Genomic DNA, 11474 nt, shown 5'->3' with positions numbered 1-11474 from the left:
ACTACTTCGCCGTGTGACCCACAACACCCCATTCTGCTGTGACTTGCACCTCAATACGCTTGCCAGTCGAGAGTCATCACAGACATTCAGGAGGTAGGCGTGTCCACGATCGAACATCCGCCCGGCTCGGCGTCGCATTCGCCGACCGGCGAGCAGTGGCTGGAAGTCCAGGCCAGCCCGGAATTCCAAGACCTGCGGCATCGACTGCGCCGGTTCGTCTTTCCGCTGACGGCGTTCTTCCTGCTGTGGTACGCGCTCTATGTGCTGCTCGGGGCGTTCGCCACCGACTTCATGGGCACAAAGGTTTGGGGCGATATCAACATCGGCCTGATCCTGGGCCTGCTGCAATTTGTCACGACCTTCGTGATCACTGGGCTCTACGTACGGTTCGCCAACCGTGACCTCGACCCGCGGGCCACCGCTATCCGCGAGAAGATGGAAAGCGAGATCAGCGCATGACCACGATCAATCTGGCTGCGTCCGTCGGCAACCCGGTCGCCAACATCTCCATCTTCGTAGCGTTCGTCGCCGTCACCATGTACGTGGTGATCCGGGCGAGCAAGAACAACAAGTCCGCAGCTGACTTCTTCACTGGCGGCCGTGGCTTCTCCGGCCCACAGAACGGCATTGCCATTGCCGGCGACTATCTGTCGGCGGCCAGCTTCCTCGGCATCGCCGGCGCCATCGCCGTCTACGGCTACGATGGCTTCCTCTACTCCATCGGCTTCCTGGTCGCATGGCTCGTCGCCCTGCTGCTGGTGGCCGAATTGCTCCGCAACACCGGCAAATTCACCATGGCCGACGTGCTGAGCTTCCGACTGCGCCAGCGTCCGGTGCGGTTGGCCGCGGCCATCTCCACGCTGATGGTGTCGCTGTTCTATCTCCTCGCCCAGATGGCCGGCGCCGGCGGTCTGGTGGCGCTGCTGCTCGACATCGAGAGCCGCGTCGGCCAGTCGATCGTGATCGCCATCGTCGGTGCGCTGATGATCGTCTACGTCCTCATCGGCGGTATGAAGGGCACCACGTGGGTGCAGATCATCAAGGCCGTCCTGCTGATCACCGGTGCCGCGGTCATGACGTTCATCGTGTTGGCGAAGTTCGGTATGAACGTGTCCAGCATCCTCGGCTCTGCACAGGATGCGATCACCGGGTCGTCGGATGAGAAGGTCGCCGCCCGTGACGTTCTCGCCCCCGGCGCCCAATACGGCGGATCGCTCTCGTCGCAGATCAACTTCATCTCGCTGGCGATCGCCCTGGTGCTCGGTACCGCAGGTCTGCCGCACGTGCTGATGCGCTTCTACACAGTGCCGACGGCCAAGGAAGCACGCAGGTCGGTGGTGTGGGCCATCGCGCTGATCGGCGCGTTCTACCTGTTCACCCTGATTCTCGGCTACGGCGCCGCCGCCTTGGTCGGCCCGGACGAGATCATGAACGCCGCAGGCGGACAGAACTCGGCAGCACCGCTGCTGGCCTTCGAACTCGGTGGCGTGGTACTGCTCGGCATCATCTCGGCGGTGGCGTTCGCGACCATCCTCGCCGTGGTCGCCGGCCTGGCCATCACCGCGTCTGCGTCGTTCGCCCATGACATCTACGGCAGTGTCATCAAGCGCGGCCAGGCCAGCGAGGACGACCAGGTGAAGGTGTCGCGCTACACCGTTGTGGTGCTGGGCATCATGGCGATCATCCTCGGCATCCTGGCCAACGGTCAGAACATCGCCTTCCTGGTGGCCCTGGCGTTCGCCATCGCCGCAGCCGCGAACCTGCCGACGATCCTGTACTCGCTGTACTGGAAGCGGTTCAACACCCGCGGTGCGCTGTGGAGCATCTACGGCGGCCTGATCTCGACGATCGTGCTGATCATCTTCTCGCCGGCCGTTTCCGGATCGGCGACCGCGATGATTCCCGGCGCCGACTTCGCCTGGTTCCCGCTGTCCAATCCGGGCATCATCTCCATCCCGGTGGGCTTCCTGCTCGGCATCGTCGGCACGCTGACCACGCCGAAGGATGCCGGCACCCCGGAACGTAACGCGGAGATGGAAGTTCGCTCGCTGACCGGTGTCGGTGCGGAAAAGGCGGTCGCGCACTAGGTTTCGCGGGGTTCCGTTCCACCGCTTCGTTCCCGCTCTCTCGCTTGAGGGAGCGGGAACGATGTGCGTCGTCGGCACCGACGGCCAGGATCAACGCAGGTCGGCTCGGGTCGCGCGGGTTGGCTCGGATCGCGCGGGCGGTCGACGACCTGCGTTTTCTCGGCCGACCCGCGCGGGCGAAGACGACCCACGGCAGGCGGACCAAGCCGACGAAATCGTGCGATGCCTGGACCATGCGCTCGGGTTGGTCCGCCGGCTATTCCCTGCTCGGAGAGATCGGCCCAGGGGCGCATCGGCTCCCGATGTGCAACCACTGTCAACATCGTTGTAATGCATCGATACTCAGGAAGGCCGGAAATCACCTTGCGCCATTGACGACCTCCACGAATAGTCCGTGGCCGAAGACAAGCACCGGGCCGCCTGGGTTCACAGTTACACAGAGGATCAGCGTGAGCGCCCACACATTGGCTGCCGGGTCTGCTCAGCGCAACGCGATGATCTCGACACCCGAACTATCGTCGTTGTCAGAACGCCGGCAGAGCATCAGAACGGCGCCCGGAACCGGAGTGATACCGCCGGGTCGTCGGCCACACGGTGAGGGTCGTCGACTAATCGAGTTGTCGGGGTGCACCGTCACCAGCCGGTACAGTCCGTCGACGGCGAACTCCGTTGCCGTCATCAACTCCTCACCAACCGTCGCCCACCGAGCAAGGTTCAGCGCCGGGCTCGACCATGAAGTCCAAGCTTCGAGGCCATCGATCCGGCGTCGTTCACCGGCGGGCATCGTCAGCACGTCGGTGAAATCATCACCGGGGTGCGCCATCAGCTCCGCCACGTCGCCCGGAATCAGTCCCTCCTCCGGAGACAGGTGAAGCCAGTCAACCTGTCCCCAGTCGACTCTCGCCGTCGCCGTCGCGGTGTCGACGATGGCCAGGGCCTCGTTGTGCCGACCCCGATCCAAGGTGTAGCGGACCGCTATTCGCGACCCCATCACCGCGAGAACGTCCCACATGATGGCGGCGTCGACACCTGCCCATCGGGAGAGGTCGACCCGTATCCGTTGTGGCGTACCGGTTTCCATGTCAAAAGAGACGGCCGAGACATCCTTCGGTCCCGGGCACAGCTCGAGCACGACCACCGAGCTGGTCACGGTGGTGGCGCTCCAGAGGTCCGCGCACTCACGCACCGGCCGACTCCATCGAACGTGTCCGGTCCGGATGTTGAGGGCGCCGATCCGCGCATCAGTACCCTCGCCACGCACCACACCGACGGCTCCGTCGCCATCCGACACCGCTCGCGCCCGTATTGCCCAGCCCTCGGAGTTGGTCCACAGGTGTCGGCCGGTCATCGCGTCGAATGCGGTGAGGCCGGCATCGGACTGCTCATCGAGCGCGGCAGGCGTGTACTCATCGTCGTCGGCACATTGCACGATGACGACGCTTTCGGCGTCGGTCCCGGTGGACCACGCCGAATAGGGGAAGCATTCCTCCGAGAGTCCGTCGGTCGAGAACCGCCAGCGTTTCCGACCGGTTGCTCCGTCGTAGGCGGTTACGGCTTCCTCGTCGACGGTGACGAATCCAGGGCCGGCCGGGACCACGCGCTGCGAGAGCGCGCTCCGGAGTCTGTAAGCCACATTCTGACCGAGCGAAGTCGGGATCGCCGGTATGGCGATCGGTTCTGCCTGTGCGGCGTCGGCCCCCGTACCCGACCCGGTCGCGACGCCAAAAAGGGTCACCACCAAAGCGACGACGAGTCCGATGATGGGTCCCGCCCATCGGCGCTTCTGCCCAGGGGTCGCGCGAACGTCATGGGTGAGCGAGGCGGCGAGTAACGCCAGCGATGCCACGGCGTAGAGCACCCAAGCCGTCCGGGAGAGCACGACCACCGAATGCGCACCCGGCCCTGAGAGCACGGATACAGCGGCCGGCGCGGATTCGCCCAGAAAGACAAACGCCGCCAGCGCTGTGGCACTTGCGGCCAACCCTGCCGCCGGCATCGTCATCGGTCGTCCGTGCACCAACACCCCAGCGAGCACGATGACGGTCGCGCCCACCGTCAGACCGATACCGAGCGAAACCGCCAGGTACGTGGTTGCGGCGTGGAAGTCACCTCCAACTCGATTGGCAGGCTTCCGGAGCACGAGTGCAAGAACCGCCAGAACGGTTGCGCCGACAGTGGTGCCTACGGCCGTTCCCACACAGACGACGCGCCACATGGCCCTCACCCCCCGATCGATTCGCTGCAAGACCCAGGCTCTACTGCCTGAGCCCATCCCTCCCCCACAACCAATGCGGGATCCTGGCACGAGAGTGCCGCATCAGCGCGGAAAGCGCCTCGCGCTGTCGTCCGAGCGAATGACCAGGTGCGCGCGGCCGATACGCTCATTCCGTGCCGGTAGAGACAAAGGAAGAGCTCAATCGCCCCGACGACGACGCCGTTGGAGCCGAACATAACCAGGTGATGCCGCAGCCGGGTTTGTCACTCGGCATCGTGGTTGGGTTGCCCGTGGTCGCGCTTGGGACGTTGGGCTGGGCGTGGTTGAATCGCACGACACCTGTAGTGATCGATGGGCTCAACGACACGCTGTCCGTTCTACGTCAGACGACGGCAATGGTCGGTGTGACCGCGGGGCTGGTCGTCGCATATCTCACTGCCGGCGCCTACCGGGCCGTGAACAGTACGCGGACCAAGTTCATGGCGTACACGTCCCCGACGCTCGTGGCCGCCGCCATCGCCGGGTTCGTCGCGTGGCGTCGATCGGACAGCAGGGATGTATTCCAGGGCGCCGCCACCGAACAGGCAATCCCCGGTTCGAGCAACGTCCAGTCCGCCGCCAGTGTCGCGTGGGTGATCTCGTGCATCGCCCTCGTTGCGCTGGCGGTCGTCGCTGCCCGCTCCTACTTGCCGTTCTATTACCTGTTGTCGGACGAACCCGTTCCCCGTAGACCAATGCGCACAGCGATAGCGACGCTGCTTGCGGCCGCGGTAATCGGTAGCGCGACGCTCGCCATCGCCACCTACCGGCCCTCGCCATACGAAGGCGAAACCGCTGCTGGCGTGTCGATCCCACCGCTGCCTGATAGCCCCGGCCGAGAAGGGTACACAATCGAGCCCTCCCGCGACTTCACGATCGCCGGGGCGGGATACGCGGTGGTCGCTTCTCATACCGATGGTGTCGCCACCAAGAGCCACGAGACCATCGAGGGACACGGCGGCTCGGACGGCGAGCGGCTGTGGTGGTTCGCCGCGCGCAATAGTGACGTGCTGGATTTGACGTCCACCGGCACCGGCGAGTCCTCTGTGCTGATTGCGCACATTTCCGGTCAAGGCCAGCAAGGTATAGCGGGAGAACCGTTCATCGGCCTTGATGCCACCACCGGCGAACGTTTGTGGACCAAATGGTTTACGTCGCTGCTTGACTCACGCCAACCGTTTGTCATGGTCGCCGACGACGTGCTTCTCCTGCGCGATCAGTCCGATGAGGCACCGGCGACCACGGTCGCCGCTCCACACGAACAGTGGACCGCGATCTCACCGCGAACCGGCGAGGTTATGTGGACCCGCCCCCTCCCGGACCACTGCGAAACCCGGGCCCGCGCCGCCGACAACGCAATCGTCATGACGACGTGCGACGGCGACCCCGACCTCATCGCATCAGTTCTCGATCCGAGGACCGGCGATGCACTCCGCGAGATCCGAGAATCGTACCTTGGGATCGACATTGCGCAGGACACCATTGTGTCTCTGGCAGATACAAGGGGTACCCACGCTGTGGTGACCTTCAGGCCAACATCGGGTCCCTACACAGACGGAGTGCAGGCGCTCGTCGACATCGGAACCGGCCGCGTCGTCCACCGCTTCCCGGACGCTGCTACCGCCCGGTTCATCGACGAAAGTTCAATACTCGTGCAAACGTACCGCATGGGGCATGGGAACTACTCACTGTCGATCTTCGACAGTGGCTCTCGCACAACAACTCCCACCGGACTTTACGTGGGTGACAAAACCTACAGCGGTTCACCACCCTGGGTGGCGCTCGGCGACAGCTGGCTGGGCGCCGCAGCGGAAACACCTGTAGATATTGCTGATTCACGGGTGGGCGCCGCACGATGGGACTATTCCGCGTGGGTTGTCGACGAGGCCGGCGAACACACCCTGCTGCCGAATCCGTGCAGTTCATATGACGGCGGGCTTCCGCAGTTGATGCCGGGGGCCTTACTGATCGGCTGCGGGAATGAACTCACGGCCATGAACTAACCTCAGCGCAGGCCCAGGATCTCGACTCCCCGACGACGGGGCTCGTCGCGGCGACCCGGGTAACACACGAGCACGACCGAACCAGGGACCGCAGTGATCCCACCCGCGGTTTCGTCGCCACATGGCGACGAACGTCGTTCCACGATCGTGTCACCGGAAACAACAACGAGCTCGTAGTTCTCGTCGAAGCTTGCGGCGGTGGCGACCTGGTCACCGATCTCCGCCCAGAGCTGATCGTCGGCCACATCGTCGTCGATAACAGTCATCCGTACATCTGAAATCCGTCGAGTCTGCCCACCGGGCATCATCAGCAGTTCCACATAGTCCGGATACGAACTGTCGACCAGCTGGGTCAACGGGCCGGGATAGCGGTCGTCCTGCAGATCACTGGTGCTGGGAGCTGAAACATCGCCAGGATGTGATCTGTAGGTCGCGTTAGCGGCATTGACAATAACCGCCGATTCCCGGCTGTACTCGTCGTCTGGCCACATCTGAATTGCCACGGAATCGTCGTTGACCGCAAAGATCTCAGCGTGAAGGCGCTGCGCCGCCACCAGATCGGGGGATACCGCCAGCCGCACCCGCCGCTCATTCCCAGTAGTCGCCTCGAACACGTGGACGGCCACCCGACCACGCTCCTGACACGACTCGACAACAACGACCGAATGATCGGCTGTCGCCATGCCAACGGGGTCGAAGCAACTCGGCGCGGACCGGCTCCACAAGATCGCTCCGGTTCTGGCATCCAACGAACCGATCTCGGTATCACCGTAGGGATTACGGAGTACCGCGACGGCTGCACCAGTGGTGACGGCACGTGCCCGCACCGTCCAGTTCTCGGCATTGGTCCATAGATGCTCACCGGTCATCGCATCCACGCCGGTGATATAGCTATAGGTCACGTCGTCCTCGAAGTACTCGGTACAACCGATCAACACGACGCTCGTCGGCGTCGTGCCCGTCGACCTCACTCCATTTGACGAACAATTGTCACGCACGTCGGCCGACGTAGTCCACCGACGAGCCCCGGTTCCGCCGTCGTACGCGGTCACCCTGTCGCCGTCGTTGGTGACGAAACCCGGTCCGGCAGGTATCACCTGCATCGGATCCGCGCTCTCCAACCGATAGGCGACCTGCGACCCGACTGTCGTCGGCACAGCCGGAATCGGCACCGCCTGCACCGACGTCTCATCGCTTGCTCTGGCTACCGCAGCGCCACCCACCGCGATCGGCACGATCACCGTCACGATGACACACGCCGCGACAAGCACAAACGGAGCACCTCGGACGCCTGATTCAGGCTGAGGCAGCACCGATCCTGCGAGTAGCGCGAGAGCCGAACACGCCAGCACGAGCCAGGAAAGCTGCGCGATCGAAATGACCGGACCTGCACCTGGCACGGACAAAGCGGACCGCGCGGCGTCCGTGACATCGGCGAGGTACACCCAGGCTGTGACCCCGGCACATGCGAAAAGAAGCAGCGCTGCGGGCACAGCCATCTCACGGCCACGGATCATCAACAAGCCCACGGTGGCGATGATCAACGCGACCACGCACACCAACGCCAAGGACGCCCCGAGAAAAGTCGTCGCCGAGGTCAGATCCCCACCGATCAATCGGTCCGGCCGACGAGACACAAAGGCGTACAGCGCAATCAGAACTGCACCGATAGCCAGGCCCGCGGCACACGCAACCCAGATCCCACGCCACACGGCGTCGGAGACAGTCCGCCGCACTCAGCTCTCCTGAATCCGCGCGAACGGCTGTGCCGCTTCAAGTTCGAACGCCAGCTCCAGCAACAGCCGCTCCCGCCCCAGGTCGGCGCCGAAGTGGATGCCCAGCGGCCGGCCGTCGGAGGTCCGTCCCAGCGGCAGGTTCATCGCTGGCGTGCCCGACGTATTGTTCGCAGGCGTGTAGGCGACGTAGTGCACGAGCCGCTCGAAGATCACGTCGAAGTCGCCGCCGGGATCGAGGTAGCCGATCCGTGGGACGGTGTGCGACAGCGTCGGCGACAGCAGCAGGTCGAAGCGGTCAAAGACGGTGCGGAACTTCGCTGTGGCCCGTTTGAGCCCGATGATCGTCGCCGGGGTGCGCCAGAACGCCCGCGCGTATCGCCGCGCAAGTCCCCGAGTGAACGGGTCCAGGGCCGCTTTGTCGAAGTCCTTGCCGACCATGAGTTTTCCGGCGCGGTCCATGGTGAAGGCGAGCATCGACCAGTAGTCGGTGAATTGCCGGACGAAGGTCTCGTCCAGCGGGACCGGGGTCGATTCCACGTGGTGGCCGAGCGACGTCAACAGTTCGACCACCTCGGTCATCGCAGTGGCGGTGTCGTCGTCGATCGGGGCGCCGGTAACGGTGTCGGTGATCAGTCCGATACGCAACCGGCGCGTTCCCGGCCCTTCCACCAGCCCGACGCGGGGCAGGCCTTCGGGCGCGCGGAAACGTTCGGCATCGTCGATGAAATGCGCGGTGTCACGCACGGTTCGACTCAGGATGCCGTTGGAGATGATGTCGACTGGCAGGATGCGTCCGGTCGGCGACGGTTCGACACGCCCGCGCGACGGCTTCAGCCCGACCAGCCCGCACGCCGCAGCCGGTATCCGGATCGAGCCGCCACCATCGTTGCCGTGGGCCAGCGGCAGCGCCCCGGCGGCAACCAATGCGGCCGAGCCTCCCGACGATGCGCCCGCCGAATAGTCGGTGTTCCAGGGGTTTCGGGTGGGTTCGCGGTCGACGAACTCCGTGGTCGCGGTGAGCCCGAAGGCCGGCAATGTCGAGGCGCCGACGATGTTCACGCCGGTCGACAACAACTGCTCGGTGAACGGCTCGTTGCCCTTTGCCGGCAGATCGGGCATCGCGGCCGACCCGTTGCCCACGGGCAACCCCTCGAACAGGGTGTTGTTCTTGATGATCGACGGGACTCCGGCGAACGATCCGCCGGGAATGCCCTCCCCGACCGCCCGCTTGCGGGCCCGCTCGCGATCGTCGACGGCGACCGCATTCAGATGCGGCTCTACCGCATCGATGCGGGCCAGAGCGGCCTCCAACGCCTCAGCGGCCGATATCTCCCCGCCGGCGATCGCGGTGGCGATGCCGACCCCGTCCCGATCGCCGAGAGCATCATCGCCGAAGGCATGCACGTGTCGCATGCGCCGACCCTAGCGCGATGTGCCGCGCGATTCGGTCATGCGCATGACATCGGCGGCCAGCGTCGCGGCGTAGGTGTCGTCGAGCCCCAGGCCGAACACCGCGTGGTGATACAGGGGCGCGATGACATGGTCGAGGATCTGCCGCACCGACGGCGTCGCCTCGTCGCGCTGGGCGGCCCGATCCACCATCTGTTCGGCCTGTTCGCGCCGGATCTCCCAGCACGGGCACTCCTCCACTACGTCATCGCGGGCGAACACCATCGCCCGGAGGTAGGCGCGGCGCTTGGGCCGACCGATGTCGGCGGCGATGATCCGCGACCACTCGGCCAGATCAGCGCCGAGATCGCTGGTGTCGGGTAGCGGCTCACCCTGGGTGAGCGCTGCGACGGCCACCTCACCCAGCAATGCCTCGATGGAACCCCATCGCCGGTAGATACTGGTCGGATTGACCTCGGCCAACTCGGCGACCTCGGGGATCGTCATGGTGTCACGCCGACCTGCGCCCACGAGCTGACCTACCGCGGCATAGACCGCCGACTGCACTCGCGCGCTACGTCCGCCGGGCCGACGCGCCCGATCACCGGCGTCCGGACGCGATGCGGCGGCATGGGAACTACTCATACGATCCATTATTGCAAATCAAGTTGCTTTAGTGGCGGCCTCTGGATACGTTGAATCTAACGCAAATGTCTTTGCTTTAGGAGTGGCGATGCCCCGGTTACACCCGCACCGCGCGTTCTGGGTGGTCACCGCCACGTTCGTGATGGTGCTCTTCTCCTCTGCGGCACCCTCGCCCCTCTATCCCGTCTATCAGGAGCTGTGGGGCTTCTCCGCATTCACCCTCACCGCGGTCTTCGCCATCTACGTGGCGACGATGCTGATCAGCCTGCTCACGGTGGGCGCGCTCTCCGACCACATCGGACGACGTCCGGTGCTCGCGGTGGCGCTCGCGTTGCTGATCGCGAGCATGGTGCTGTTCGTCGTGGCCGACAACGTCGGCGTTCTGATGGCCGCACGCGCCCTGCAAGGCCTTGCCACCGGCGCCGCGATGGGCACCCTGACCGCGACCGTCGTGGACCTGCAGCCAACTCCCCGCCTCGGCTCTGCCATCACCGGCGCCGCGCCGGCCATCGGACTCGCCGGCGGCGTCGCGATCGCCGGACTGCTGGTCGAGTACGCACCGGCACCACGGTTCCTCGTCTACGAGGTGATCCTCGGACTGTTCGCCGCGCTCCTCGTAGCGTTGCTGGTGGTCCCCGAAACCTCCGAGCGCGTCGGCTTCACCTCCCGACGACACCTTGTCGCCACCCTCTCACCGCAGGTGACCCTCCCCTCGTCGGTCCGCCGGGTGTTCGTCGCGGCGGTGCCCGCGCTGGTCGCGACGTGGTCGCTCGGCGGGCTCTACCTTTCGCTCGGGTCGTCGGTGGTGGCGCGGGTCTTCGGCGTCGAGAACCACGCCGAGGCAGGCGTGCTGCTGTTCACCTTCTTCGCCTCGGCTGCGGTCACTTCTCTGGTGATCACCGGTCGCGAAGCCGCCACCAAGCTGGCCTTCGGCTATCCCGCGCTCACCGGTGGTGCGGTCATCTCCCTGTCGGGCGTGCTGTCCGAGGCGCTGCCGCTATATGTCGTAGGTTCGATCGTGGCCGGATCCGGATTCGCCGCGACCTTCCTCGGCGCACTGGACAGCATCGTCGCGGCAACCCCGACACAACAACGCGGACAGGTCTTCTCATCGGTGTTCGTCGCCAGCTACCTCGCGTTCAGCCTCCCTGCGGTGGTGGCCGGGCTCGTCGTGTCCCATGCGGGCCTGCAGGCAACGGTCGTCGGGTACGTGGCCTACGTCCTGACGCTGGCGATCCTCGGCGCGCTCGTCAACGCGGTGCGACGCCGGTCGACGCGACGCGACGCCTCAGCAGCAGAGGCAGCCGACCACGCGATCGCGGCGCCTCGCTGAGGAGCTCGCACACACGCAGTCGCTCGG

Annotated in this window: 8 protein-coding genes; 4 read left to right on the top strand and 4 right to left on the bottom strand. The window is 65.2% G+C overall.

Annotation, left to right across the window (positions count from 1 at the left end; all coding sequences use genetic code 11):
- The first annotated feature begins 99 nt into the window (after positions 1-99).
- Together OSB52_RS04015 and OSB52_RS04010 are read left to right on the top strand one after the other, a co-directional pair.
- Positions 100-459, top strand: a complete 360-nt coding sequence (locus tag OSB52_RS04015; protein WP_266060308.1) for a DUF485 domain-containing protein — start codon at positions 100-102, stop codon at positions 457-459.
- Positions 456-2087, top strand: a complete 1632-nt coding sequence (locus OSB52_RS04010; RefSeq protein ID WP_266060306.1) for a monocarboxylic acid transporter — start codon at positions 456-458, stop codon at positions 2085-2087. The genes OSB52_RS04015 and OSB52_RS04010 overlap by 4 nt, the downstream gene beginning before the upstream one ends.
- Before the next feature lie 481 nt (positions 2088-2568).
- On the opposite strand, the gene OSB52_RS04000 is transcribed toward OSB52_RS04010, so the two are convergent.
- The gene (locus OSB52_RS04000) at positions 2569-4140 is read right to left on the bottom strand and encodes an outer membrane protein assembly factor BamB family protein (RefSeq protein ID WP_266060305.1); all 1572 of its coding nucleotides are present in this window, start codon (positions 4138-4140) and stop codon (positions 2569-2571) included.
- A gap of 335 nt (positions 4141-4475) precedes the next feature.
- Here OSB52_RS04000 and OSB52_RS03995 point away from each other — a divergent pair, with 335 nt between their 5' ends.
- Positions 4476-6344, top strand: a complete 1869-nt coding sequence (locus OSB52_RS03995) for a hypothetical protein (protein ID WP_266060303.1) — start codon at positions 4476-4478, stop codon at positions 6342-6344.
- A gap of 2 nt (positions 6345-6346) precedes the next feature.
- On the opposite strand, the gene OSB52_RS24945 is transcribed toward OSB52_RS03995, so the two are convergent.
- The 3 genes from OSB52_RS24945 to OSB52_RS03980 are packed head-to-tail and all read right to left on the bottom strand — an operon-like array spanning position 6347 to position 10123.
- The gene (locus OSB52_RS24945; RefSeq protein ID WP_266060301.1) at positions 6347-8080 is read right to left on the bottom strand and encodes an outer membrane protein assembly factor BamB family protein; all 1734 of its coding nucleotides are present in this window, start codon (positions 8078-8080) and stop codon (positions 6347-6349) included.
- A complete protein-coding gene (locus OSB52_RS03985) occupies positions 8081-9493 on the bottom strand; it encodes an amidase (RefSeq protein WP_266060300.1) in 1413 nt (470 codons plus the stop codon).
- A gap of 9 nt (positions 9494-9502) precedes the next feature.
- Positions 9503-10123, bottom strand: coding sequence for a TetR/AcrR family transcriptional regulator (locus OSB52_RS03980; protein WP_372512318.1), 621 nt, complete (start codon positions 10121-10123; stop codon positions 9503-9505).
- A gap of 79 nt (positions 10124-10202) precedes the next feature.
- Here OSB52_RS03980 and OSB52_RS03975 point away from each other — a divergent pair, with 79 nt between their 5' ends.
- Positions 10203-11447: an MFS transporter gene (locus OSB52_RS03975; protein ID WP_266060298.1), complete on the top strand. Its 1245-nt coding sequence runs from the start codon at positions 10203-10205 to the stop codon at positions 11445-11447.
- Positions 11448-11474: the final 27 nt, after the last annotated feature.

Origin of the sequence: Gordonia aquimaris, assembly GCF_026262595.1 — a bacterium.
Lineage (GTDB): Bacteria > Actinomycetota > Actinomycetes > Mycobacteriales > Mycobacteriaceae > Gordonia > Gordonia tangerina.
Note: the sequence above shows the minus strand (reverse complement) of the source record. Positions and strands in the feature narration are given on the sequence as shown.

Excerpts from the sequence above, each read along its gene's own strand:
- OSB52_RS04010 (WP_266060306.1), top strand. The coding sequence starts at position 456 with ATGACCACGATCAATCTGGCTGCGTCCGTCGGCAACCCGGTCGCCAAC.
- OSB52_RS03985 (WP_266060300.1), bottom strand. The coding sequence starts at position 9,493 with ATGCGACACGTGCATGCCTTCGGCGATGATGCTCTCGGCGATCGGGAC.
- OSB52_RS03980 (WP_372512318.1), bottom strand. The coding sequence starts at position 10,123 with ATGGATCGTATGAGTAGTTCCCATGCCGCCGCATCGCGTCCGGACGCC.
- OSB52_RS03975 (WP_266060298.1), top strand. The coding sequence starts at position 10,203 with ATGCCCCGGTTACACCCGCACCGCGCGTTCTGGGTGGTCACCGCCACG.